Genomic DNA, 25044 nt, shown 5'->3' with positions numbered 1-25044 from the left:
GCGCTCCGGCTGTAACATGGTAGTGTTTTGCGGATCGGGATCCGGCGCCGTGCCGGATCGTGCGGAACTTTGGTCGAAGGTTAGAGCACCTCGTCTGCGCGGGGGAAACGGAAAGTCGCCTCTGCCCTTGGGTGAATGGGCACTTCTACACAGATCCACCGGGTTTCAACGAAGGGTGAGCACGATCTTGCCCACGTGGGCGCTGGCATCCATGCGGGCGTGGGCGGCCGCGGCCTCGGCGAGGGGGAAGGCCTGATCCATCACCGGCCGCATTTTCCCGGCGGTCACCAGCGGCCACACCTGGGCGGTGACGGCGGCGGCGAGGGCGGCCTTCTCGGCGAGCGGGCGGGCGCGCAGGGTGGAGCCGGTGTGGGTGAGGCGCTTCAGCATCAGCCGCATGAAGTCCACTTCCGCCTTGGAGCCCTTCTGGAAGGCGATCTGCACGATGCGCCCATCCACGGCCGCGGCCTCGTAATTCTTCTGGATGTAGGGGCCGCCGATGATGTCGAGGATCACATTGGCGCCCTTGCCGCCGGTGGCGCTCTTCACCTCCGGCACGAAATCGGTGGTGGCATAGTTGATCGCCACATCAGCGCCGAGAGCCAGGCAGGCGGCGCATTTCTCGTCGGAACCGACGGTGACGATGACGCGGGCACCGAACGCCTTGGCGAGCTGGATGGCGGTGGTGCCGATGCCGCTGGCACCGCCGTGCACCAGCAGCCACTCGCCGGCCTTGAGGGTGCCGCGCTCGAACACGTTGCTCCACACGGTGAAGACCGTTTCCGGCAAGGCGGCGGCCTCGGCGGCGCTGAGCCCTTCGGGCACGGGCAGGGCGGTGGCTTCCGGCGCCGGGCAGTATTGCGCATAGCCGCCACCGGAGACCAGCGCGCAGATGCGGTCGCCCAGCTTGAAGCGGCTGGTGTCGGCGCCCAGCGCCACCACCGTGCCGGCCATCTCCAGGCCGGGAATGTCGGAGGCGCCGGGCGGCGGCGGATAAAGCCCCTTGCGCTGCATCACATCCGGCCGGTTGACGCCGGCCGCTTCCACCTTCACCAGCACCTCGCCGGGCCCCGGCCGCGGCACCGGGCGCTGCTCGGGCTGGAGCACCTCCGGCCCGCCAGGCGCGGTGATGGCGATGGCGGTCATGGTCGCGGGCAAAGCGGGCTCTGTCTGCGCGGGCTCTTTCATGGCGAAGCTCCAGTACGGCCGGGCTCTGCTGTATAGCTCCACCATCGTGGTGGACCAAATCCAAAGCGCGCGCCCGCCCATTCCCAGGCCGGTTGCTGGTGGCTACCATCGCCTCGCAAACGCACGGAGGATGTCATGGAGGAGGAGCAACCCGCCCCGCGACCGGACCCGCTGGTGGGGATCGACGTGTCGCGTCTCTCGGTGGCCGAGATCGAGGCGCGGATCGCCGCCCTGAAGGCGGAGGTGCTCCGGCTGGAGGCGGCCCTGGTCTCCAAGCAGGCGTCCCGGGCGGCGGCCGATGCGGCCTTCAAGTTGTGACGCCGGCGGGCGGCGTGCCGCGAGGAGCAAGAAAACACGACCGTTGATTGCAGGGGCGCGGGTTTGTTAACCTTTCGTTAACGATCGAGGCAGACACTCGATCGTGTCCGATGGGTTTCGATTCCTCCCCCGGACTCCTGGCAACTCCCTGTCAGACTGCGAGCCGCCGCGAGGCGGCTCTTCTTTGCAGCGGCCGGCGTGTGCCCGTTATCCCCAGAGCGGCGGCGGCGATCACCCTTTACCTTTGCGCGCCCCCCCGTCTTCATGCCGGCTCGGCTGGGGGGGTTCTGGCGTGGCGCGCAAGCGGGAGGGGACGATGGACGGTCTCGATCCGGTCGTCGAAGGCGGCATGGCGCTGCTGGCGCAGGTGCGCGCGCGGCTGGCCGATCCCACCCTCACCGAAGGCCTGGACGGCGCGGCGCTCGCCGCACTGTCGGCCTTGTCCCTCGATCTGTCCTCGGCCCTGCTGCTGCTGCGCGCCGCCGGCGAGGGCGACCTCGTCGCCAGCCATGCGGTGGGTGAGGCCGCGCGGCTCGATCTGCCGGGGCAGGTGGCCCGCGCCCTGGCGCCGGCGCTGCTCAAGGCGCGCGCGCCTGCCTTGCAGGTGGTGCTGCTGCAGGTCAACGGCCTCGCGGCGCAGGTGCTGGCGCTGCTCGATGGGCTGGCGGAAGCCGCAGATGAGCCGGATGGCCACCCCCAACAGGAAAAGCCGCGACGGCGCCCCACCGGGCGCCCGCGGCTTCATGTGGTTCCATCAGAGGATTGAACGGAACTTTGGACTGAACGGAACTTCTGCGGTGACATCCGCGTGAGGGAAGCTGCGGCCGAGGCGCGCAGCTTTCCCAGAGGCAGGGCCGCCGCCGTCCGGCCTTGGGCCTCAGCCCTTCAGCAGCGCGCCGAACTTGTTCTTGAAGCGGGACACGCGGCCGCCGCGGTCCATGAGCTGCTGGGTGCCGCCGGTCCACGCCGGATGGGTGCGGGGATCGATGTCGAGCTGAAGGGTGTCACCCTCCTTGCCGTAGGTCGACCGGGTCGTGTACTCGGAGCCGTCCGTCATGACCACCTTGATAAAATGGTAGTCGGGATGGATGTCGCTTTTCATTGCTTCAATCCTTTCGCCTCGCCGGGCTCATGAGACGATCCCATAAGACCCCGACGCGCTGAAATTCGTTTCCTGCCGGAAGTGGCGGGTCTATAGCCGAGAGCCTCCGTTGACACAAGCCGACCTCGCAACCGAACTTCCGCCCACCGATGCCGAGCCCGAAACCGCGGGCCGTCCGGGCAAGCGCCGGCGCAACCTGAAACCCTTAAAGGCGCTGTGGCCGCATTTGGTGCGCTATCGCGGCCGGCTGCTGGCGGCGCTGGCGGCCATCCTGGTGGCAGCGCTGGCCACCCTCGCTTTGCCGCTGGCGGTGCGGCGCATGATCGATTTCGGCTTTGCGGCCGAGCATGCGGACCTCATCAATCGCTATTTCGAGCTGCTGGTGGCTGTGGTGGCGGTGCTGGCTGCCGCCTCCGCCGCCCGCTACTACCTCGTCACAACCTTGGGCGAGCGGGTGGTGTCCGATCTGCGCACGGCGGTGTTCCGGCGCCTGGTGACCCTGGACGGCGCCTTCTATGACGGCGCGCGTTCCGGCGAGCTCACCTCACGCCTCACCGCCGATACCACCCAGATCAAGGCGGCGGTGGGCGCCTCGGCCTCCACCGCCTTGCGCAATCTGGTGCTGTGCATCGGCTCCATCATCATGATGGTGGTCACCTCGGCCCATCTGTCGGGCCTGGTGCTCATCGCCATTCCCATCATCGTGCTGCCGCTGGTGGCGGCGGGGCGCAAGGTGCGCTCGCGCTCGCGGCTGGCGCAGGACACCTTGGCCGATGCCTCCGCTTATGCCGCCGAGGCGCTCACCGCCATGCGCTCGCTCCAGGCCTCCACCGCCGAGGATGCGGCGCTGGGGCGCTTCTCCGGCGCGGTCGAACGGGCCTTCGGTGCCGCCCAGGAGGCGAGCCGGGCGCGGGCGCTGCTCACCGGCGTCGCCATCTTCCTGGTGTTCGCCTCCATCGTGGTGGTGCTGTGGGTGGGCGCCCAATCGGTGCTCACCGGCACCATGAGCCCCGGGGCCCTGAGCCAGTTCGTGCTCTATGCCGTGCTGGCCGCCACCTCGCTCGGGGATCTCTCCCAGACCTGGGGCGAGGCGGCGGCCGCTGCGGGCGCCGCCGAGCGCATCGGCGAGCTGCTGCGGGCCGAGCCCGCGGTGAAGGCGCCGGCCCGGCCGGCGGTGCTGCCAGCCCGCATCGCCGGCGCCATCCGCTTCGACGAGGTGAGCTTCGCCTATCCGCGCCGCCCCGGCAGCGCCGCCTTGCACAATATCTCGTTCGAGATCCGGCCCGGCGAGCGGGTGGCCCTGGTGGGCCCCTCCGGCGCCGGCAAGAGCACCGTGTTCCAGCTGCTGGAGCGCTTCTACGATCCCCAGGCCGGGCGCATCCTGTTCGATGGCACCGACATCCACGCCTGTGATCCGGTGGCAGTGCGCCGCCAGATGGCGCTGGTGCCGCAGGAGGTGGCCATCTTCGCCGATACGGTGCGTGGCAACATCCGCCTTGGCCGGCCTGACGCCACCGATGCCGAGGTGGAGGCCGCCGGCCGCGCCGCGCTGGTGGATGAGTTCGTGGCCCGGCTGCCGGAAGGCTGGGAGACCCAGGTGGGCGAGCGGGGCGTGACCCTTTCAGGCGGCCAGCGCCAGCGCATCGTCATCGCCCGGGCCATCCTGCGGGCCGCGCCCATCCTGCTTTTGGACGAAGCCACCAGCGCCCTCGATGCCGAGAGCGAAACCCTGGTGCAGACGGCGCTGGAGCGCTCCATGGAGGGGCGCACCACCCTGGTCATCGCCCACCGGCTCGCCACCGTGCTCTCCGCCGACCGCATCCTGGTGATGGAGGCCGGCCGTATCGTCGACGAGGGCAGCCACGCCGAGCTGGTGGCCAAGGGCGGCCTCTACGCCCGTCTCGCCGCGCTGCAGTTCCAGGGCGCGGCGTGAGCGCCCGTGCCCTGTTGGTGGGGGCCGTTCAGGGCCGCCATTCCATGCGGAAGGTGCGCCGGCCGGACAGGGGGTTCTCGCCCTCGCCGGTGATGGCGAGACCCATCTTCTCATAGAAGCGCACCGCGCGCGGGTTCTCCTGGTTCACGTCGAGGGCGACCAGGGAGGGGGAGATCGCCTTGGCCTCGGCCATCAGCGCTTCCGCCGCGCCTCGGCCCCAGAAGGTGGGGCCGACGGCGATCTGGTCCAGATAGCCGGTGCCCGGGTGGATCACCACGAAGCCCGCCAGCTGACCTTCCGCCGCCGCCACGCGGATCAGCGTGCCTCCGGCGGCCAGTTCGTCGAGATGGCTGTCGAGCCAGGGCCGGCGCGCCTCGAAATCGATCTCCGGCAAGGTCTTCACCCAGCTCGCCACCCACAGATCCGCCATGGCCGGCCGGTCGCCCGCAGTGGCGGGGCGCAGGCTGTAGGCGGGTGAGGGAGAGGTGGCGGACATGGGATGGGCCTGTAGCCGGTCGAGTGCACCCGCGGGGAGAGTGGTGGCGTGGAGGCGCCGCAGAGTACACAGGGAATCACGCCCCCGCATTCTCTCACGCTACGCCCTCCGCAGCCCGCCGACGACCCCGATGCGCGGCGGGGCCCGCCAACCCCCATCGGGGCTCTACAACGCGGCTCCCTCTCCCGCTTGCGGGGGAGGGCCGGGGAGGGGGGGAGGGGGCAGGCGCTTTCCGTTAGAGCCGCCGCCGGGCACGAGACCACGTGGAGCGCTGGATGCCGAAGGCGGAGAGTTCCCCTTCCCAACCCGCCCCCGCAGGCGGGAGAGGGCTTTCGCCCCTCTGCCATCGCCGCCGCTCAGCGCTCGGTGAGCTTCAGCTCGATGCGGCGGTTGCGGGCGCGGGCCTCGTCGGTGTCGGCGGTGTCGATGGGTTGATATTCGCCGAACCCGGCCGCGATCAGGTGCTTGGGGCTCACCCCCTTGGCGATGAGATATTGCACCACGGCGATGGCGCGGGCCGCCGACAATTCCCAGTTGGAAGGGAACTGGCTGGTGGCGATGGGCCGGTTGTCGGTGTGGCCGTCGATGCGCAGGGTCCAGTTCACGTCCGGTGGGATCTCCCGCTCGAGATCGACGATGGCGGCGGCGAGCTTGTCCAGCTCCGTCAGCGCCTCGGGGCGCAAAGTGGCGGAGCCGGGATCGAAGAACACTTCCGACTGGAACACGAAGCGGTCGCCCACCATGCGCACGTCCGGCCGGTTGCCGAGGATCTGCCGCAGGCGGCCAAAGAATTCGGAGCGGTATTGGGTGAGCTCCTGCACCCGCTGGGCCAGGGCCACGTTCAGCCGGCGGCCGAGATCGGCGATCTTGGATTGGCTTTCCGCATCCTTCTTCTCGGAGGCCGCAAGGGCCTCCTCCAGCGCCGCCATCTGCCGGCGCAGGGCGGCCAATTGCTGGTTGAGCAGCTCGATCTGCGACAAAGCGCGGGCGGCCACGTCCTTCTGGGCGTCGAGATCGCGGGCCAGGGACTGGGCGCGGCTGTCGTCCGGGGCGGCGGGCGCGGCGGCGAGCTGGCTGCGCAGCTGGTCACGCTCCGCCTCGGTGGCGGCGAGACTGGCCTTCATGGCGGCGAGCTCGCCCTCGGTGGTCTGGCCCGAGGCCCGCTCCAGGGAGAGCAGCTCGGTCAACTGGCGGATCTGCGCCTGCAGCCGCTGCAGCACGTTATCCTTGCCGGTGATCTCCTGGGTCAGGAAGAACTGCGTCAGCATGAACACCGACAACAGGAAGATGAAGACCAGGAGCAGGGTCGACAGCGCGTCGACGAAGCCCGGCCAATAGTCCACATGGCGGTCGCGGCCGCGCTTGCCGAGGGCCATGGCTCACCCCCGCCCGGCGTCGTCGGTGAGCTTTTCCAGCCGCTGCACCAGTGCGCGCAGCTGCTCGTGCTGGCGGCCCTGGGCCTCCACCATCTGCTTCAGCAGCGCCTGCTCGGAACGCATGTGGGTGACGAGACCCTGCAGGCTCTCGGCAAGATGCGACATGGCGGTGGTGACGCGCTGGGAGCTCGCCTCCGTCATGGTCTTCTCCAGCCGGCCCATGGCGCCCACCAGCGGCTCGAGATCGAGCTTCGGCGCCGGCAGGGCGAGGGGCGCCGTGGTCGCCACCCCGTGGGCCGAGGCGGCTTCCGCCTCCTCGCGCGGGCGGTCGAGATCGCGCACGGTGGTGGAGAGCCAGTCTTCGAGATCCGTATAGAAGCGGTTCTGGGCCTGGGCCGCCTGCAGGTCCAGAAAGCCCAGCACCAGTGAGCCGGCGAGGCCGAACAGCGAGGAGGAAAAGGCGATGCCCATGCCGCCCAGGGGCGCGGCAAGGCCGGTCTTCAAATCCTCGAACACGGAGCCGGAATCCGAGCCCACCTGCAGCGTGCCGATCACCGAGCCGATGGAGGAGACGGTTTCCAGAAGGCCCCAGAAGGTGCCGAGCAGGCCCAGGAACACCAGGAGGCCGGTGAGGTAGCGCGCCATGTCCCGGCTCTCGTCCAGCCGGGTGCCGATGGAATCGAGAATGGAGCGCATGGTGGTCTGGGAAATGGCCATCCGGCCCACCCGGTCCCCCAGCAGCGCCGCCATGGGGGCGAGCAGGGTGGGGGACTGGGAGACCGCCAGGCCCGGATCGGCGAGGCGGAAGGAATTCACCCATTCCACCTCGGGGAACAGCCGCGCCACCTGGCGGATGGCCAGGATGATGCCCACCGCCAGCACGCCGAAGATGACGCCGTTGAGCCCGGGATTGTTGAGGAAGGCGGCCCAGATCTGCCGGTAGAGCACGGCGGCGAGGGCGGCGCACAGGGCCAGGAAAACGAGGATGCGCACCAGGAAGATGCGCGGCGACGACACTTTCAGGAATGGATCGACGACGCGCGCCATGGCTGCTCCAACGTGCTCCTGTTCGGGCGGCTCCGGAGCCCCGGAAACGGGCGCACGATGGACAGCGCCCCCCGCAGGTTCCATCGGTGGCCGAATATGGCACAGCGGGCGACAAATGAAACCGCATTGCGCGTGCCGATCATGACGCAGGGATAGCATGGGGGCTGTCGCCCCCCTTGCGCAGCCGGGCGCGGGGGATTAATCCGCCGACATGTCGTCCGATCCGGCCAAGTCCGAACGCCTTGCCGCGGCCCTGCGTGCCAATCTGGCCCGCCGCAAGGCACAGGCGCGCGCCCGTAAGGATGGGCCGGCGGTGGACGCTGCTGACGCCGGCAGCGTCGACGCACGCGAAGGTAGTGGTGCGGCGCCCGCGGGAAATGTCACGATTGTGTCGAAGGACGAGGCGGGCTAGAGCTAGCGTCTTCGGTCGGGCGGTCCGGGAGTGGGTCCGGTGCGACCTCGGCTGCGCGCGCGGTGCCGGCTTTGGCAACGGGCCTCTGGGACAGGACCAGCATGGATAAGATTCGGATCGTCGGCGGGAACGAACTCAAGGGCACCATTCCCATCTCCGGTGCCAAGAACGCAGCCCTCCCGTTGATGATCGCGAGCCTCCTCACCGAGGACAAGCTGATTCTGGACAATGTGCCCCGGCTGGCCGACGTGGCGCTGCTGCAACGCATTCTCGGCAACCACGGGGTGGACATCACCACCAATGGCAAGCGCAACGGGGATGATCCCAATGCCGGCCAGACCCTGGAGATCGACGCCCGGGTGATCGTCGATACCACCGCGCCCTATGACCTCGTCTCGCGCATGCGCGCTTCGTTCTGGGTGGTCGGTCCGCTGCTGGCGCGCATGGGCGAAGCCCGGGTGTCGCTGCCCGGCGGCTGCGCCATCGGCACCCGGCCGGTGGATTTCCACCTGGATGCCCTGCGGGCGCTGGGTGCCGATCTGGAGATCGACGCCGGCTATGTGCGGGCCCGCGCGCCCAAGGGGCTGAAGGGCGCCCGCATCGTCTTCCCGAAGGTCTCGGTGGGCGCCACCCACACGGCGCTGATGGCGGCGACCCTCGCCGACGGCGAAACCGTGATCGAGAACGCCGCCCGCGAGCCGGAAGTGACGGACCTCGCCGAGTGCCTCATGAAGATGGGCGCGCAGATCAGCGGCGCCGGCACGTCCACCATCTACATTCAGGGCGTGCCGCGGCTGCGCGGTGCCCGCCACGCGGTGCTGCCGGATCGCATCGAGACCGGTACCTATGCCATGGCCACCGCCATGACCGGTGGCGACGTGCTGCTGGCCGGCGCCCGGCCGGACCTTCTGGAGAGCACCATCGACATCCTGCGCCAGGCCGGGGTGGAAGTGGACGCGACCAATGAGGGCATCCGGGTGCGCCGCAACGGCGCCGGCATCCTGCCGGTGGAGGTGAGCACGGCGCCCCATCCGGGCTTCCCCACCGACCTGCAGGCCCAGCTCATGGCGCTGATGACCAAGGCCAAGGGGCGTTCTCGGATCACCGAGACCATCTTCGAGAACCGCTTCATGCACGTGCAGGAGCTGGCGCGGCTCGGCGCGAAGATCCAGCTGGATGGCGACACCGCCACCATCGAGGGCGCCGAGCGGCTCACCGGCGCGCCGGTGATGGCCACCGATCTCAGGGCCTCCGTCTCGCTGGTCATCGCCGGCCTTGCGGCAGAGGGCGAGACCCTGGTGCAGCGGGTCTATCACCTGGACCGGGGCTTCGAGCGGCTGGAAGAGAAGCTGTCCCGCTGCGGCGCCGAGATCGAGCGCATTTCCGGCTGATCGCCCCTTTCGGCTGCCCTATGGAACCCAGGGGCGCGCCGCCGCGTTGCTCAAGCGACGGAATGTGACACTGTCGTGACGGCGGGCCTTGGTCCGGCGCGCGGAGGGTCATGCGCCCAGCGGGTCATGCGCCCATGAGCTCGGATCATCGAGGCCTTCGCCACGGTGTGGCCGGTTGCTGCCGGTCAGCTTCGGGACAGGTTCGTGTGGCTAGATTGCGTCCGTCTTTGTCCGCATTGACAGCTTCCAGCTCCTGTGTGGACATGTGACGAGATGGCGCTGAAGGTATGTGGTTGCGCGATTGCCTAACTGCATCTGGACGTTGCATCCAAAATTGCCTCGACAGCACGTCGGGGTGGGGTCGGAAACAGCGGGGCCGGAGGGCGGTCCAAAATGGTGTGCGCGGATCTTTTTCCGAAGTCCAGGCGGGTCTACTGGAAGACCTATCTTCTCATCGCCGTCGTCTCGGCATGCGCGTTCGCGCTGCTCTACGGCAGCGACGCCTTCGAGAAGGCCTATGAGCTGTCGCGCCACTATGAGGCCTGGCAGCTGGATGAGCTGTTCTCGTTCTTTGTCATCGCCACGTTTGCGTTGATCGCCACCCTTGTGGTGCACGAGCGGCACTTGCGGGCGGCTCTGGTGGAGCGCAAGCAGGCCGAGCGGCAGGCAGAGAACGCCTCCCGCTACGACGGCCTGACCGGTATCCCCAACCGCATGATGTTCCAGGAAGAGTTCGCTCGGGGCCTGGAGCGGGCCAAGGCCACGCGCACGCGGCTGGCGGTGCGGGTGATCGACATCGACGGCTTCTTCGCGGTCAACGATGCCTGGGGGCATACGGTGGGCGACGGGGTGCTGCGTGAGGTGGCCGAGCGCCTGCGCGGGGTCCTGCGCAAGGGCGATCTGGTGGCGCGGCTCGGCAGCGATGAATTCGTGGTGCTGTTTCCCATGGTGACCGAGCAGACCGACGACCTGTTCCGTCTGGCCACCCGGATCCTTGCCGTTCTGCGCGAGCCTTTCGTGTGTGGCGACCGTGAGGTGGAGCTTACCGGCAGCATCGGCATCGCCAAGTATCCGCGTGACGGGGACCAGGACACCGTGCTGCTGCAACGCGCGGAAAACGCCATGATGCAGGCCAAGAGCAGCGGCAAGAACCGCTATGCGCTCTATGACGCGGGTCTGGAGGCGTGCCGGCGCCAGCGCCTGGCTGCGGAAAGCGACCTGCGCGATGGCCTGGAGCGGGGTGAGATCGTCGCCCATTACCAGCCCCTGGTGGATCTCGCGACCATGCGTCCGCGCGGCTTCGAGGCGCTGGCCCGCTGGCAGCATCCCACCCGCGGCCTTCTGGGCGCGCCGGAATTCATCCCCATCGTCGAGGATGCGGGGCTGAGCGAGCGCCTGTTCACCGCCATGCTGCAGCGGGTGTGCCTGGATACGAAGGATTGGGCGCCGGACCTCACCGTCGCCATCAACCTGTCGCCTCCCCAACTGCTGGACAGCCGGTTGGCGGACCACATCCTCGCCCTCCTGGCCGACATGGGTGTGCCGCCTCAAAGGATCGAGATCGAGATCACCGAGACGGCGCTGCTGCTGGATTTCGACACGGCGCGGCGCACCATGTCCGCCTTGCGCGAGGCCGGCGTTCGTATGTCGCTGGATGATTTCGGCACCGGCTATTCCGGGCTGCGCCACCTGCGGGAGCTGCCCATCGACAAGATCAAGGTGGATCGCTCGTTCACCCAGCGCATCGTCGGTGATCCGCAATGCCGCAAGATCATCACCTCCATGCTGCATCTGGGCTCGGCCCTGGGCATGACCACGGTGGCGGAGGGGGTGGAGGCGCCGCAGGAAGCCGATTGGCTGCGCTCCCAGGGCTGCCACCTGGGGCAGGGCTATCTGTTCGCGCGGCCGCTGCCGCCCGAGGAGGCGCTCGGTCTCGGCGGCCTGGTGGCGTTATGACGGAACGGGCGCCCGATGCCCGGTTCGCACTGCGCTGAAGCTCACGCTCCCCCGTGGCGGCATTGGAGGCATGTGTCGCTGACGCATTGAAACCGGGGTCGGCGCTGTCTATCTCGAAAGGGCCGCAAGACGGCGCACGAGCAAGAAGGCAGCGAGAAGGCGAGAGCCATGACCGATCTGAAACTGCTGGCCCTGGACGAGGAGGACCTCGCCGTCGTGTCCGCCCATCTGCAGGATGCGGTGGTGAAGATCATCGACATGGGCTTTCTGCCCACCGCGCAGCGCTTCGCCCTGCTGCTGAACCGGTTCGACTGGGATCAGCAGGTGGTCGCGGGGGAAAGCGTGCGGCGTCGCACGGGGCTTCATTTCGAGCGCGTGCGTGCCGCCCAGTGCCGGGGCATGGCTGCGGCCGCGCGGGATGGCGTGCTCAATCTTCTGGCCGTCACCTTCCTGCCCACCGATGCGCCGTCCGGCTATGTGCTGCTGACCTTTTCCGGCGGTGCCGAGGTGCGGCTGGAGGTGGAATGCATCGAGGCTGGCCTGAAAGATCTCGGGCCCGCCTGGGGCTGCGCCCACGCGCCCAAGCATGACGGACGCCCGCAAGAGGCGCCGGATGACGCCGGTATGCATCCGGCCTGACCGCAAGAAAGGGCGTTTCCGAAGGCGTCACGGCGGCGCATCCGGTGCGCCGGGGCTTCCCTCCGCCGCCGACCTGATCTAGCAAGACGCCCATGCCCATCCGTCTCGATACCGAAACTTCCGATTTCCCCCAGCGGTTCGCTGATTTCCTCGGCTCCAAGCGCGAGGCCTCGGTGGATGTGCAGGACCAGGTGTCCGCCATCATCGCCGAGGTGCGCGCCCGCGGCGACGCGGCGCTGATCGACCTGTCGCGCAAGTTCGACCGGGTGGACCTCGCCGCCCTCGGCCTGCGCGTGACCGATGCCGAGCTCGATGCCGCCCTCGCCTCCATTCCCCCGGAGACCCGCGCGGCGCTCGAATTCGCCAAGGGGCGCATCGAGAGCCACCACGCCCGCCAGCGGCCCCACGACGAGACTTATACGGATGCGGCCGGCGTCACCCTCGGCCAGCGCTGGACCAGCGTCGATGCGGTGGGGCTCTATGTGCCCGGCGGCACCGCCGCCTATCCTTCCTCGGTGCTGATGAACGCCGTGCCGGCGCAGGTGGCCGGTGTGCCGCGCATCGTCATGGTGGTGCCGGCGCCCGACGGGCAGATTGCTCCGCTGGTGCTGGCGGCGGCGCGGCTCGCCGGTGTGCATGAAGTCTACCGGGTGGGCGGCGCCCAGGCGGTGGCGGCGCTGGCCTTCGGCACGGAAACCATCCGGCCGGTGGACAAGATCGTCGGTCCCGGCAACGCTTATGTGGCCCAGGCCAAGCGGCAGGTGTTCGGCAAGGTGGGCATCGACATGGTGGCCGGCCCGTCCGAGGTGCTGATCCTCGCCGACGGCAATGCCAATGCCGACTGGATCGCCGCCGACCTTCTGGCCCAGGCGGAGCACGACACCGCGGCCCAGTCCATCCTGGTCACCGACAGCGCCGATCTCCTGGCGCGGGTGGACGCGGCGGTGGAGGGCATGCTCGCCACCCTGCCACGGGCCGAGATCGCCCGTGCCTCCTGGCGCGACCATGGCGCCCTCATCAAGGTGAAGAGCCTCGACGAGGCGCCGGCGCTGGTGGATCGGGTCGCGCCTGAGCATCTGGAGATCCAGACCGAGGCCCCCGACACCTTGGCCGAGCGCATCCGCCATGCGGGGGCGATCTTCGTCGGCGCCTATACGCCCGAGGCCATCGGCGACTATGTGGGCGGCACCAACCACGTTTTGCCCACCGCCCGCTCGGCCCGCTTCTCCTCGGGCCTTGGCGTGCTCGATTTCATGAAGCGCACCTCCATCCTGAAGCTGAATGCCGAGGCGCTGGGTGCGCTGGGCCCGGCGGCGGTGCGCCTTGCCGAGGTGGAGCGCCTGCAGGCGCACGGGCGCTCGGTGTCGATCCGCACCAATGCCGGAGGAGGCCAGTGACCCCATGAGCGAGACGTCGCCCGCGCGGCTGTGCGCCGTGACCCTGGACGAAGGCTCCATCGGCCATGCCGGCGCCGATGTGGAGCACGAGCGCGCCACCGCCATCTGGGATCTGATCGAGGACAATGCGTTCCATCCCTGTGGCGATCCCGGGCAGGGGCCCTACAAGCTCCATATCTCGCTCATGGACAACCGCCTGGTGCTGGACATCAAGCGGGAGAATGACGAGCAGGTGGTGCAGCACCACCTCTCCCTCACCCCCTTCCGCAAGGTGGTGAAAGACTACTTTCTGATCTGCGAGAGCTATTACGCCGCCATCCGCACCGCCTCGCCGACCCAGATCGAGGCCATCGACATGGGCCGCCGGGGGGCGCACAACGACGGGTCCGAACTGCTGCGCGAGCGCCTTCAGGGCAAGATCGACGTGGATTTCGATACCGCCCGCCGGCTCTTCACGCTGATCTGCGCGCTGCACTGGAAGGGCTGAGCCCATGGCCTCCGCGCCGGACCCTTCCGTAGCGCATCCGCGTTCGGCTCGGCCCCAGTCGGTGCTTTTCATCTGTGGGCAGAACGCGGTGCGGTCCGTCATGGCGGCCGCGCTGCTGCGCCACCTCTATGGCAAGTCCATTTATGTGGGCTCCGCCGGCGTCATGGCCGGCGAGGCGGATCCGTTCGTCACCGCTGTGATGGAGGAGATCGGCCTCGACGTGCACCGCCATCGCCCGCAGAGCGTGGAGGATCTAGAGGAATATGAGGGGCTTGGCTTCGATCTCGCCATCTCCCTGTGCCCCAGCGCCCATCACCGCGCCCTGGAGCTGACGCGCACCAACGCGCTGGAGGTGGAATACTGGCCGACGCCGGATCCCACCCGCGAAGGCGGCAACCGCGAGCAGCGGCTGGAGGCCTACCGGGCGGTGCGCGACGAGCTCGAAGCCCGCATCCGCGAGCGCTTCCGCCACCTGTGAGCCCACCGACCGGGTCTTCGAGCGGCGCCCGCGCCCGCTTGAGCGTGGGCCGGCTGTCCACCGGACAAGCGGCCGCGGCCTGTTCTTTGACCTTGTGATCGTGTTGGCGCTCTGCAACGGTGCCGAAACGTCATCGCGCCAATCGAGGACCGGGGAACCATGTCGCTGAAGGGACTTCTCGCCGCCACCGCTCTCACCGGAACGCTCCTTGCGGGGGCGCTGGCCAGCTCCGGCGCGGCGCTTGCCGATCCGGTGAAGGTGGGCCTCGTCTCCACCCTGTCCGGCCCCTCGGCGGTGCTGGGCCAGCACATGCGCGACGGCTTCCTGCTGGCGGTGAAGGAGCTGGGCGGCAAGCTCGGCGGCCAGGAGACCGACGTCATCGTGGTGGATGACGAGCTGAAGCCCGACGTGGCGGTGCAGAAGGTGAAGGGCCTCATCGAGCGCGACCACGTGGATTTCGTCGCCGGCGTGGTGTTCTCCAATGTCATGGGCGCGGTGGTGAAGCCGGTGACCGCCAATGACGTGTTCCTGATCTCCGGCAATGCCGGGCCCTCGCCCATCGCCGGGGCGGGCTGCAGCCCGTTCTTCTTTTCCGCCTCCTACCAGAACGATCAGGTCCACGAGGTGCTGGGCCAGTACGCCCAGAACAAGGGCTACAAGAAGGTCGTGCTGATGGCCCCCAATTATCAGGCGGGCAAGGATTCACTGGCCGGCTTCAAGCGCCACTACAAGGGCGAGGTGCTGGACGAGATCTACACGCCACTGGGCCAGCTGGATTTCTCCGCCGAGCTTGCCAAGATCGCCGCCGCCAAGCCCGACGCCATCTTCACCTTCATGCCCGGTGGCATGGGTGTGAACCTCGTCAAGCAGTATCGCCAGGCGGGCCTTGCCGACACCATTCCCTTCCTCTCCGCCTTCACCGTGGACGAGACCACTTTGCCGGCCACCGGCGAGGCGGCGGCGGGCTTCTATTCCGGCGCGCCGTGGGCGCCGAACCTCGACGTGCCGGCCAATAAGGCGTTCGTGGCGGCGTTCGAGAAGGAATACGGCTACGTGCCCGCGCTCTATGCCGCCCAGGGCTATGACGCGGCCAAGCTCATCGATTCCGCGCTGAAGGCCACCGGCGGCAAGACCGCCGACAAGGAGGCCCTGCGCGCCGCCCTGAAGAAGGCCGACTTCGCTTCCGTGCGCGGCAACTTCAAGTTCAACACCAACCAGTTCCCCATCCAGGACTTCTACCTGGTGGAGGCGACCAAGCGCCCCGATGGCAAGTTCCAGACGCAGGTGGTGGAGAAGATCTTCTCCGACTACGGCGACGCCTATGCCGAGAAGTGCAAGATGAAGTGAGGGCCGGCGCCCTCACCGTGTCGGGACGGGCCGCACAGCGCCCGCCCGTGCTTTTCGTCCCCGCTGTTCCTGGTTCACCGCTCCCCCAATGTCCCTTGCCCTGTTCCTGGTCCAGATCCTCAACGGGCTCCAGCTCGGCATCCTGCTGTTCCTGGTGGCGGCGGGGCTGACCCTGGTGTTCGGGGTGATGGATGTCATCAACCTCGCCCACGGCGTGCAATACATGCTGGGGGCTTATCTGATGGTCACCGCCACGGCGCTCACGGGCAGCTTCTGGCTGGGCCTGCCGCTGGCGCTGGTGGCGGCGCTGGTGCTGGGGCTGGTGCTGGAGCGTCTCGTCATCCGCCAGCTCTATGGGCGCGATCACCTGGAGCAGGTGCTGGCCACCTTCGGCATCATCCTGTTTGTCAATGAAGCGGTGCGGATGATCTGGGGCGCCTCGCCCCTCTCCATCCCCATGCCGCAGGCGCTGTCCGGTTCGGTGCCGCTGCTCGACGGGCTCAATTACCCGGTCTACCGGCTGGCGCTGATCGCCGTCGGGCTGGCGCTGGCGGGCGGTCTTTATCTCCTGGTCACCCGCACCCGCTCCGGCATGCTGCTGCGGGCGGGAGCCTCCAACGCCCCCATGGTTTCGGCGCTGGGGGTGGATATCACCGCCCTGTTCGCCAAGGTGTTCGCCTTCGGCGCCATGCTGGCGGCCTTCGCCGGGGCCATGGCCGGGCCCATCCTCTCGGTGGAGCCGGGCATGGGCGACAGCCTGCTCATCCTCGCCTTCGTGGTCATCGTCATCGGCGGCATCGGCTCCATGCGCGGCGCCTTCATTGCCGCTCTGCTGGTGGGGCTCATCGACACCTTGGGCCGGTCCTTCATCACCGATCTCCTGAAGCTGGTGATGCCCGCCGCCGATGCCAACCAGGCCGGCCCGGCCCTCGCTTCCATGAGCGTCTATCTGCTCATGGCGCTGGTGCTGTTCTTCCGCCCGCGCGGCCTGTTTCCGGCGCCCGCATGAGACCGGCGGGCATGAGACCGGCGAGCATGAACACGACCAGCATGAGACGCGCCGCCATCCCCCTCATCCTGTTCGCGCTGCTGGCCGTCGCGCCGCTGGCGAGCGACGGCTACACCTTGTCCCTGCTGGCGCGGGCCATGATCTTCGCGCTGGCGGCGGTGAGCCTCGATTTCATCCTGGGCTATGGGGCGCTGGTGTCGTTCGGCCATGCCGCCACCATGGGCATCGGCGCCTATGCGGTGGGAATTCTGGCGGAGGAGGGCATCGGCGATGCCCTTGTCGCCTTCCCTGCGGCCATGGCCGCGGCCGGCCTGTTCGCCCTGGTCACCGGCGCCATCTCGCTGAAGACCCGCGGCGTCTATTTCATCATGATCACCCTGGCGTTCGGCCAGATGGCCTATTTCGTCACCCAGAGCCTCTCCGCTTATGGGGGCGACGATGGCCTGTCGCTGGCGGTGCGCTCCACCATCGCCGGCCACCGCTGGCTGCGCGATCCGCTCATCTTCCATTATGTGATCCTCGGTCTTCTGGCCCTCACGTTCCTGTTCTGCCGCATGCTGGTGCGGGCGCCGTTCGGCCGGGTGCTGGAGGGGGCGAAGGAGAACGAGCGGCGGATGCGGGCGCTGGGGGTGAACCCCTATCCCTATCGGCTCATCGCCTTCACCTTGGCCGGCGCGCTGGCGGGGCTGGCCGGCGCGCTGTTCGCCAACCTCACCGAGTTCGTGAGCCCGGCCTATCTCTCCTGGTACCGTTCCGGCGAGCTGATCGTGATGGTGGTGGCGGGCGGCGTCGGCACCCTTTATGGCGCCATCCTGGGGGCGCTCGGCGTGGTGCTGGCGGAAGAGGGCTTGTCCCTCATCACCGAGCACTGGCGCATCCTGTTCGGACCGCTGCTGGTGCTGATCGTGCTGTTCACCCGCGGTGGCCTCGCCGCAGTGCTGGGCGGCAAGGGAGGGGCGGATCGTGGCTGAGCCGCTCCTGTCCATCCGCCATCTGCGCAAGGCCTATGGCGCCCTGCAGGTCACCGACGGAGTGAGCCTCGACGTGCGGCCGGGCGAGATCCATGCGGTGATCGGCCCCAATGGCGCCGGCAAGACCACCTTGGTGTCGCAGATCGCCGGCGAGGTGGTGCCCGATGGCGGGCAGATCCTGTTCGCCGGCGCCGACATCACCCGGCTGCCGGTGCACAAAAGGGCGCGGCGCGGGCTCGCCCGCTCGTTCCAGATCACCTCGGTCCTCGCCGGTTTCACGGCACTGGAGAACGTGGCCCTGGCGGTGGCGGCGGCGCAGGGGCACACCTTCCGCTTCATCCGTCCCGCCCGCAGTGATCGCACCGCCCTGGAGGCGGCCGCCGCTTTGCTGGAGCAGGTGGGGCTCGGGGCGCGGGCGCAGGTGCCGGCGGCCGATCTCAGCCACGGGGAAAAGCGCGCGCTGGAGCTGGCCATGGCTTTGGCGGGGCGGCCGCGCCTGCTGCTGCTGGACGAGCCCATGGCCGGCACCGGCCATGAGGAATCCGCCGCCATGGTGCGGCTTCTGGAGCAGGTGCGCGGGGCGGCCGGCATACTGCTGGTGGAGCACGACATGGATGCCGTGTTCCGCCTGGCCGACCGCATCAGCGTGCTGGTGGCGGGGCGTGTCATCGCCTGCGGCAGTGCCGATGAGGTGAAGGCCGATGCCGGCGTGCGCGCCGCCTATCTCGGGGATGAGGCATGAGCACCCCGCTGCTCACCGTGCGCGGGCTCAAGGCCGGCTACGGCGGGGCGCCGGTGCTGTTCGGCGTCGACCTTTGCGTGCCCCGGCACGGTGCTCTGGCCTTGCTGGGCCGTAATGGCATGGGCAAGACCACCACCATCCGCACCCTCATGGGCCTTTTGCCCGCGCGCGCCGGCGCGGCGGAGCTGGACGGCGCGCGGCTCACCGGCCTGCCGCCGCACAAGGTGGCGCGGGCGGGGCTCGGCCTGGTGCCGGAAGGGCGGCAGATCTTCCCCACGCTGACGGTGGAGGAAAACCTCGTCGCCACCGCCATGGCGCCCCGTGCCGGACTGCCGGCCTGGACCCTGGAGCGGGTTTATGGGCTGTTTCCCCGCCTTGGCGAGCGGCGCCGCCACTATGGCAACCGCCTCTCCGGTGGCGAGCAGCAGATGCTGGCCATCGGCCGGGCATTGATGACCCACCCGCGCCTGCTGATCCTCGACGAGGCGACGGAGGGCCTCGCCCCGCTGATCCGCGAGGAGATCTGGTCGGTCATCAACACCCTGAAGGGCGAGGGGCTGTCGCTGATCGTCATCGACAAGCACATCGGTGCTCTGACCCGCATCTGCGACACGGTGGCGGTGATGGAGAAGGGCCGCGTGATCCACGCCGGCCCCGCCACCGACTTCGCCGCCGATCCCGAACTGGCTGGGCGGCTGCTTGGAGTTTGAGGATGGGCGCGGAAAAGAAAAAGGCGGCCGAAGCCGCCTTTTTGCAGTCTGATTGCGCAGAACGTTCGCTCAATTGTCCAGGAACGAGCGCAGCTTGCGCGAGCGGCTGGGGTGCTTGAGCTTGCGCAGGGCCTTGGCCTCGATCTGGCGGATGCGCTCGCGGGTCACCGAGAACTGCTGTCCCACCTCTTCCAAGGTGTGGTCGGTGTTCATGCCGATGCCGAACCGCATACGCAGCACCCGCTCTTCGCGCGGGGTCAGCGAGGCGAGAACGCGGGTGGTCGTCTCGCGCAGGTTGCTCTGGATGGCCGCATCGATGGGCAGGATGGCGTTCTTGTCCTCGATGAAGTCGCCCAGGTGGGAATCTTCCTCGTCGCCGATGGGGGTTTCGAGGGAGATGGGCTCCTTGGCAATCTTCAGCACCTTGCGGACCTTCTCCAGCGGCATGCCGAGCTTTTCCGCCAGCTCTTCCGGGGTCGGCTCGCGGCCGATCTCATGGAGCATCTGCCGCGAGGTGCGCACGATCTTGTTGATGGTCTCGATCATGTGCACCGGAATGCGGATGGTGCGGGCCTGGTCGGCGATGGAGCGGGTGATGGCCTGCCGGATCCACCAGGTGGCATAGGTGGAGAACTTATAGCCGCGCCGGTACTCGAACTTGTCCACCGCCTTCATGAGGCCGATGTTGCCCTCCTGGATGAGATCCAGGAACTGCAGGCCGCGGTTGGTGTATTTCTTGGCGATGGAGATGACGAGGCGCAGGTTCGCCTCCACCATTTCCTTCTTGGCCTGGCGGGCTTCCTTCTCGCCCTTCTGCACCATCTGGACGATCTTGCGGAACTCGGCGATCTCGAGCCCCGTCTCGGTGGCGAGGGCGTGAATCTCGCCGCGCAGGTCCTTGATGCCGTCCTTCTCGTGGGCGACGAAGCCCTTCCAGCCGCGCGAGCCCAGCTTGGACACCCGCAGCACCCACTTGGGGTCGAGCTCCGAGCCTTGGTAGTTCTTCAGGAAGTCGTCGCGGCCCACGCCATAGCTGTCGGCCAGCCGCATCAGCCGGCCTTCCAGGGACACGAGACGCTTGTTGATCTCGTAGAGCTGCTCCACCAGGGCGTCGATGCGCGCCTGGTTGAGGGAGAGGCTCTTCACGTCGAGAACGAGATCTTCCTTGAGCTTCTTGGCCTTGCGCTCCTGCGCCGGGGACAAGGTCTCATTCTTGAGTTTCGATTCGACGTTCTGGTCCTGCAGGCGGCGCAGCTTCACGTAAGAGCCGGCGATGCGGTCGAAGGTTTCCAGCACCTTCGGCTTGATCTCCGCCTCCATGGCCGCCAGCGACATGGAATTCTCCATGTCGTCCTCGTCGCCCTCCGGCCCGGCGCCGTCGCCGAGCATGCCGTCCTCGCCGGCTTCCGGGGCGAGCGCGGCCTCGTCACCCAGCGCCGCCGGCGGGTTCTTGCCTTCCGGGCCGGCATAGGTGGCTTCGAGGTCGATGATGTCGCGCAGCAGAACCTTGCCTTCCACCAGCTCATCACGCCAGATGATGATGGCCTGGAAGGTCAGCGGGCTCTCGCACAGGCCGGCGATCATCGCCTCGCGGCCCGCTTCGATGCGCTTGGCGATGGCGATCTCGCCCTCGCGGGAGAGCAGCTCCACCGAGCCCATCTCTCGGAGGTACATTCTTACCGGGTCGTCGGTGCGCTCCGCGGGCTCCGACTTGGTCTCGGAGCGGGCGACGGCGCGCGACGAGGTCTCGGCGATCTCGCCGCCTTCGGCCTCCTCGGGCTCGTCGGGTGATTCGGCCTCCTCGGCGTTCTCCTCGCTCTCGGCCTCTTCCGCCTCGATGACGTTGATGCCCATGTCGTTGAGCATGGCGAGGGTGTCCTCGATCTGCTCGGAGGTGACTTCCTCGGAAGGCATCACCTCATTGAGCTGCTCGTAGGTCACATAGCCCCGGCGCTTGGCGTTCTTGATCATCTTCCGGACGGCCGCGTCCGAGAGGTCGAGCAACGGCCCGTCGGGGGCGTCGGTCTCCTTCTCTGGCGCTTCGGTCGTCTCGGCAGATTGCTTCGCCATGGACATCTCCTGATGGTCTCGCCGGTATACAACGGCGAAGCGGCGACGCAGCCAAAGGGCTCCGCCGCCTGTCGTTCTCATGCTCCGGGCGCGCCTGTTGTTGACGCATCCCCGTTAAGCCCGCCTGAACGGCGGTGCGCCCCGAAGGGCTTATCCCCATTCCGCCGGCCGCCCGGATGCCGCGCCGCTCACATGGAGCGCACCGCGCGGCGGCCCGAGAGGGCGCCGAAGCCTTCCACCAGCGCATCCATCCCCTCCACCGTGGAGAGACGCTCGCGGACATCGCGCAGCCAAGCAAAATTCGCCTCGCTCGGGTCCTCCCCCAGCGACCGCTCGGCTTCCTTCAACTCCCTAGATAGCGCGTAAGCCTTGTGATGCAAGGCCGTCCGCTGCTGCCACCAGAGCCGGACATCCTCTTTTGCGGTATCTGGATAGGCTGGCCAGTCCATTTTTGGATTGGCGAGGGTGCTCACCCGCCGCGAAAGGTCGTCGAGGTCCCCCTGGCCGAGGGCGCCGAGGAGGGTCTCGAAGCCGTCCCGACTCCAGTCGAGCCCCTCCAGATGGGCGCCGATGAGGGCCTGACGCAGCCGGTCCGCCTCGGGATTGGCGAACGGAAGCCGCGCCACCTCCTCGGCCGCCTCGTCGAGCAGGAAAGGGTGGTTGATGAGGCAGAACAGCAGCAGCGCCTCATTGCGCGGCAAGCTCGCCAGCGGCCCGCGCACGGCCGAGCTCTTGGCGATCTCCGAGCCGGGCAGGGGAAACCCGCCATCCCGGGGGGACCCGCCGCGGCCGTTCCGCCGGCCGTTGGTCCAGCCGCCGCCCTGCCATCCCCCGCCTTGCCAGCCGCCCTGCGGGCGACCGCCGCCGTCGCGCCAGCCGCCGCGGCCGCTGGCGGGGGCGAGCAGGGCGCGCAGGCGCTCGTTCATGTCCTGACGGTAGTGTTTGCGGACCGTTTCGTCGGCGATGACGCCCACCACCTCATTGAGGCGGGCCTCCAGGGCGGCGCGGCGTTCCGGGGTGTCGATGGCGGCTGTCTCGCTCTCCCGCGCCCACAGTTCGGCGGCGAGCGGGCGGGCGCCGGCCAGCACCTGCTCCATGGCGTCGCGGCCGGAACGGCGGATGAGATCGTCCGGGTCCTGGCCTTCGGGCAGCGCAGCAAAGGCCAGGCTGCGGCCGGCCTTGAGGTGGGGCAAAGCGATGTCCATGGCTCGATGGGCGGCGCGGCGGCCGGCCTTGTCGCCGTCGAACAGCAGCAGCGGCTCCTCGGACATGCGCCAGAGCAGTTGCAGCTGATCCTCGGTGAGGGCGGTGCCGAGCGGCGCCACGGCGCCGGTGAAGCCGGCCTCCACCATGGCGATGACGTCCACATAGCCTTCCACCACGATCACCCGGGCGCCAGTGTGGGCGGCCGCGCGGGCGCCGAAGCCGTTGTAGAGCAGGCTGCCCTTGTGGAAGAGCGGGGTTTCCGGCGAATTCAGATACTTGGCCGGAACATCCTTCTCCAGCGCCCGGCCGCCGAAGGCCACCACCCGGCCCTTGAGATCGGTGATGGGGAACATGACCCGGTCGCGGAACCGGTCGTAGGGCACCGGGATGTCGTCGCCGGAGATCAGCAGGCCGGCCTCGATCATGGCCTCCACGCTCACCCCCTGCTTACCCAGGGCCTCCTTGAGGTGGAAGCGCTCACCGGCGGCATAGCCCAGGTGGAAGCGCTGCTGGGTGGCGGGGCCGAGCTCGCGATCGGCCAGATAGCCCCGCGCCTTGGCGCCGGCGCGCGATTGCAAGGTGTCCTCGAAATGCCGGGCAGCCAGCGCCATGACCTCATGGAGCGAGCGCCGGCGCTCCTCCCGGGCGGCGGCCTCGGGGGTGACTTCCGGCAGCGGCAGGCCGGCCATGCCGGCGAGCCGCTCCACCGCCTCGCCGAACGGCATGCCTTCCGTCTCCATCAGGAAGTCGAACACGTCGCCATGCTTGCCGGACGAGAAGCAGTGATAGAACCCCTTCTGATCGTTGACGAAAAAAGAGGGCGTCTTTTCCGGGTTGAAGGGCGAGAGGCCGGCGAACTCGCGGCCCTGCTTCCTCAGCTTGACGCGCCGACCCACCACCTCCGACACGGGAAGGCGGGCGCGGATCTCGTCCAGGAACGCCGGTGGGAAGCGCATGCGCGAATCAACTCGATCAAAGGTCTGGCCGGCTATGGTAAGGCGTCCGTCTTGCACAGGATCTGGGCTTTCGTGAGGACGGGGCCGCAGGCGGGCGCGCCGTTCCCGTTGCGCCCGCAATCCCCCTTATCCACACCTGCTGATCGATGCCCGCGCCGCTCGATCCGCCCGGCCTTGCGCGCCGCTCCGCGCCCGCGAACTGCGACTTGCGTGCAACGGAACTCCCGGACACGCGAAACGGCCACGCTTGATCGTGGACCGCAGGGGAAGGCGCGGCTAGCCTGTTGAAAAATCCAGCGTGGGGCGGGCTGATGAATGCGATCATCGATTTTCTGAACACGGTGTTCTGGGGCTATGTGCTGATCTATGGCCTTCTGGCCGTGGGCATCTATTTCACGCTGCGGCTGAAATTCATCCAGATCCTGCATTTTCCCGAGATGCTGCGCTCGGTGTTGCGCTCCGACGCCAATGACCGTTCCGGCATCACCCCGTTCCAGGCCCTGTGCACCTCGCTGGCCTCGCGGGTGGGCACCGGCAACATCGCCGGCGTGGCGGTGGCGCTCTATCTGGGCGGGCCGGGCTCCATCTTCTGGATGTGGGTGGTGGCGGCCCTGGGCATGGCCACCGCCTTCGCCGAGAGCACCCTCGCCCAACTCTACAAGGTGAAGGACGACGAGGGCCGCTATCGCGGCGGGCCGGCCTTCTACATCGCCAAGGGGCTGAAGGCGCCGTGGGCCGGGGCCATCTTCTCGGTCTGCCTCATTCTGTCGTTCGGCCTGGTGTTCAACGCGGTGCAGGCCAATTCCATCGCCGATGCCATGGATGGCGCGTTCGGCGTGCCCAAGATCGGCACCGGCGTGGTGGTGGCGGCGCTGGCCGGCATCATCATCTTCGGCGGCATCGCCGCCATCGCCCGCACCGCCGAGCTGGTGGTGCCGTTCATGGCCGGCATCTATGTGCTGTTCGCGCTCTATGCGGTGGCCACCAACATCACCGAAGTGCCGGCCATGCTGTATCACATCGTCGCCAGCGCCTTCGGCCTGGAACCGGCGGTGGGCGGGGTGAGCGGCGCGGTGGCCGCGGCCATGATGAACGGGGTGAAGCGCGGCCTGTTCTCCAACGAGGCGGGCATGGGCAGCGCCCCGAACATCGCCGCTGTGGCGACCCCCGATCCGCACCACCCGGTGAGCCAGGGCTTCGTGCAGTCGCTGGGCGTTTTCGTGGATACCATCGTGATCTGCACCGCCACCGCTCTGCTGATCCTGCTGGCGGATGTGCTGGTGCCGGGCAATGGCGTCACCGGCACCCAGCTCACCCAGGCGGCCATGGAAGTGCATGTGGGCTCGGCGGGGCGCTATTTCGTGGCCATCGCCATCTTCTTTTTCGCCTTCACCTCCATCATCGGCAACTATTCATATGCGGAGAATGCGCTGGTGTTCCTCGGCCACGGCCATGTGGGGGGCATCATCGTGCTGCGGCTGGCGCTGCTGGCCATGGTGATCTGGGGCGCGCTCCAAAGCGTCGCCACCGTGTTCAACACGGCGGATGCCGCCATGGGGCTGATGGCCTCCATCAACCTCATCGCCATCGTGCTGCTGTCGGGCCTGGTGTCAAAGCTCGCCGCCGACTATCTCGCCAAGCGCCGGGCCGGCCAGGAGCCGACGTTCGTGGCCAGCGAGATGCCGGAGCTGGAAGGCCAGATCGATCCGCAGATCTGGAGCCGCCGCGAGGGCGCGCCCGATCCGGCCGCCCGCGGCTAGGGCGATCGGCGCTCGAAGAGACGATTGTGGCGCGCGTACCCTCCTCCGCGTGC

The 25044-nt window shown here is 68.4% G+C and carries 23 protein-coding genes; 16 read left to right on the top strand and 7 right to left on the bottom strand.

The features are described from left to right. Nucleotides 1–165: 165 nt before the first annotated feature. Nucleotides 166–1188, bottom strand: coding sequence for an NAD(P)H-quinone oxidoreductase (locus MEU52_RS05440; RefSeq protein ID WP_238119388.1), 1023 nt, complete (start codon nt 1186–1188; stop codon nt 166–168). 135 nt (nt 1189–1323) lie between these two features. Between MEU52_RS05440 and MEU52_RS05435 the strand changes: the two genes are divergently transcribed. Further along, the gene (locus MEU52_RS05435; RefSeq protein WP_238119390.1) at nt 1324–1506 is read left to right on the top strand and encodes a DUF1192 domain-containing protein; all 183 of its coding nucleotides are present in this window, start codon (nt 1324–1326) and stop codon (nt 1504–1506) included. A 316-nt stretch (nt 1507–1822) separates the two neighbouring features. Further along, on the top strand, nt 1823–2272 hold the full coding sequence (locus tag MEU52_RS05430) for a hypothetical protein (protein ID WP_238119392.1): 450 nt from the start codon (nt 1823–1825) through the stop codon (nt 2270–2272). Between the two features lie 111 nt (nt 2273–2383). Here the strand turns inward: MEU52_RS05430 and rpmE are convergent, their stop codons facing one another. Then, the gene (gene rpmE / locus MEU52_RS05425; protein ID WP_238119393.1) at nt 2384–2608 is read right to left on the bottom strand and encodes a 50S ribosomal protein L31; all 225 of its coding nucleotides are present in this window, start codon (nt 2606–2608) and stop codon (nt 2384–2386) included. A 109-nt stretch (nt 2609–2717) separates the two neighbouring features. Between rpmE and MEU52_RS05420 the strand changes: the two genes are divergently transcribed. Further along, complete coding sequence (locus tag MEU52_RS05420; protein ID WP_443266015.1) at nt 2718–4541, top strand: ABC transporter transmembrane domain-containing protein; 1824 nt, start codon at nt 2718–2720, stop codon at nt 4539–4541. Nucleotides 4542–4569: 28 nt separating this feature from the next. Here the strand turns inward: MEU52_RS05420 and MEU52_RS05415 are convergent, their stop codons facing one another. The 3 genes from MEU52_RS05415 to MEU52_RS05405 all read right to left on the bottom strand — a co-directional run bounded on the left by MEU52_RS05415 (nt 4570) and on the right by MEU52_RS05405 (nt 7460). Next, nucleotides 4570–5037, bottom strand: coding sequence for a GNAT family N-acetyltransferase (locus MEU52_RS05415; RefSeq protein ID WP_238119395.1), 468 nt, complete (start codon nt 5035–5037; stop codon nt 4570–4572). Nucleotides 5038–5393: 356 nt separating this feature from the next. Then, a complete protein-coding gene (locus MEU52_RS05410) occupies nt 5394–6413 on the bottom strand; it encodes a peptidoglycan -binding protein (protein WP_238119397.1) in 1020 nt (339 codons plus the stop codon). Nucleotides 6414–6416: 3 nt separating this feature from the next. Beyond that, the gene (locus MEU52_RS05405; protein WP_238119399.1) at nt 6417–7460 is read right to left on the bottom strand and encodes a flagellar motor protein MotA; all 1044 of its coding nucleotides are present in this window, start codon (nt 7458–7460) and stop codon (nt 6417–6419) included. 211 nt (nt 7461–7671) lie between these two features. Here MEU52_RS05405 and MEU52_RS05400 point away from each other — a divergent pair, with 211 nt between their 5' ends. The 12 genes from MEU52_RS05400 to MEU52_RS05345 all read left to right on the top strand — a co-directional run bounded on the left by MEU52_RS05400 (nt 7672) and on the right by MEU52_RS05345 (nt 18999). Then, nucleotides 7672–7872: a hypothetical protein gene (locus MEU52_RS05400; protein WP_238119401.1), complete on the top strand. Its 201-nt coding sequence runs from the start codon at nt 7672–7674 to the stop codon at nt 7870–7872. A gap of 101 nt (nt 7873–7973) precedes the next feature. Further along, nucleotides 7974–9263: a UDP-N-acetylglucosamine 1-carboxyvinyltransferase gene (gene murA / locus MEU52_RS05395; RefSeq protein WP_238119402.1), complete on the top strand. Its 1290-nt coding sequence runs from the start codon at nt 7974–7976 to the stop codon at nt 9261–9263. A gap of 393 nt (nt 9264–9656) precedes the next feature. Next, entirely contained in the window at nt 9657–11219 is a 1563-nt protein-coding gene (locus tag MEU52_RS05390; RefSeq protein ID WP_238119404.1) for a putative bifunctional diguanylate cyclase/phosphodiesterase, read from the top strand. Nucleotides 11220–11387: 168 nt separating this feature from the next. Beyond that, nucleotides 11388–11858, top strand: a complete 471-nt coding sequence (locus MEU52_RS05385) for a DUF2948 family protein (protein ID WP_238119412.1) — start codon at nt 11388–11390, stop codon at nt 11856–11858. A 92-nt stretch (nt 11859–11950) separates the two neighbouring features. Further along, the gene (gene hisD / locus MEU52_RS05380) at nt 11951–13255 is read left to right on the top strand and encodes a histidinol dehydrogenase (protein ID WP_238119414.1); all 1305 of its coding nucleotides are present in this window, start codon (nt 11951–11953) and stop codon (nt 13253–13255) included. Nucleotides 13256–13259: 4 nt separating this feature from the next. Beyond that, the gene (locus tag MEU52_RS05375; RefSeq protein WP_238119416.1) at nt 13260–13742 is read left to right on the top strand and encodes a UPF0262 family protein; all 483 of its coding nucleotides are present in this window, start codon (nt 13260–13262) and stop codon (nt 13740–13742) included. A gap of 4 nt (nt 13743–13746) precedes the next feature. Next, entirely contained in the window at nt 13747–14220 is a 474-nt protein-coding gene (locus MEU52_RS05370) for an arsenate-mycothiol transferase ArsC (RefSeq protein ID WP_238119418.1), read from the top strand. Nucleotides 14221–14379: 159 nt separating this feature from the next. Next, nucleotides 14380–15567 carry an ABC transporter substrate-binding protein gene (locus MEU52_RS05365; protein WP_238119420.1) on the top strand — a complete coding sequence of 396 codons (1188 nt, stop codon included), beginning with the start codon at nt 14380–14382 and terminating at the stop codon, nt 15565–15567. 88 nt (nt 15568–15655) lie between these two features. Then, nucleotides 15656–16576, top strand: coding sequence for a branched-chain amino acid ABC transporter permease (locus MEU52_RS05360; RefSeq protein WP_238119429.1), 921 nt, complete (start codon nt 15656–15658; stop codon nt 16574–16576). Between the two features lie 26 nt (nt 16577–16602). Further along, a complete protein-coding gene (locus tag MEU52_RS05355) occupies nt 16603–17547 on the top strand; it encodes a branched-chain amino acid ABC transporter permease (protein ID WP_238119431.1) in 945 nt (314 codons plus the stop codon). Continuing rightward, nucleotides 17540–18289 carry an ABC transporter ATP-binding protein gene (locus tag MEU52_RS05350; RefSeq protein ID WP_238119440.1) on the top strand — a complete coding sequence of 250 codons (750 nt, stop codon included), beginning with the start codon at nt 17540–17542 and terminating at the stop codon, nt 18287–18289. The genes MEU52_RS05355 and MEU52_RS05350 overlap by 8 nt, the downstream gene beginning before the upstream one ends. Further along, nucleotides 18286–18999 (top strand): ABC transporter ATP-binding protein, encoded by a 714-nt coding sequence (locus tag MEU52_RS05345; RefSeq protein ID WP_238119442.1) that lies wholly within the window; start codon nt 18286–18288, stop codon nt 18997–18999. The genes MEU52_RS05350 and MEU52_RS05345 overlap by 4 nt, the downstream gene beginning before the upstream one ends. A 69-nt stretch (nt 19000–19068) precedes the next feature. Here MEU52_RS05345 and rpoD read toward each other — a convergent pair whose 3' ends face one another. Beyond that, on the bottom strand, nt 19069–21069 hold the full coding sequence (rpoD, locus tag MEU52_RS05340; protein WP_238119444.1) for an RNA polymerase sigma factor RpoD: 2001 nt from the start codon (nt 21067–21069) through the stop codon (nt 19069–19071). 188 nt (nt 21070–21257) lie between these two features. Beyond that, nucleotides 21258–23231, bottom strand: a complete 1974-nt coding sequence (gene dnaG / locus MEU52_RS05335) for a DNA primase (protein ID WP_238119445.1) — start codon at nt 23229–23231, stop codon at nt 21258–21260. 311 nt (nt 23232–23542) lie between these two features. On the opposite strand from dnaG, the gene MEU52_RS05330 reads away from it, so the two are divergent. Beyond that, nucleotides 23543–24991 carry an alanine/glycine:cation symporter family protein gene (locus MEU52_RS05330; RefSeq protein WP_238119446.1) on the top strand — a complete coding sequence of 483 codons (1449 nt, stop codon included), beginning with the start codon at nt 23543–23545 and terminating at the stop codon, nt 24989–24991. The last annotated feature ends 53 nt before the right edge of the window (nt 24992–25044 follow it).

Origin of the sequence: Xanthobacter sp. NM-25 (assembly GCF_022138605.1) — a bacterium.
Classification (GTDB): Bacteria; Pseudomonadota; Alphaproteobacteria; order Rhizobiales; family Xanthobacteraceae; genus Xanthobacter.
The sequence above is the reverse complement of the archived record's forward strand: the minus strand, read 5'-3'. Positions and strand labels throughout refer to the sequence as shown.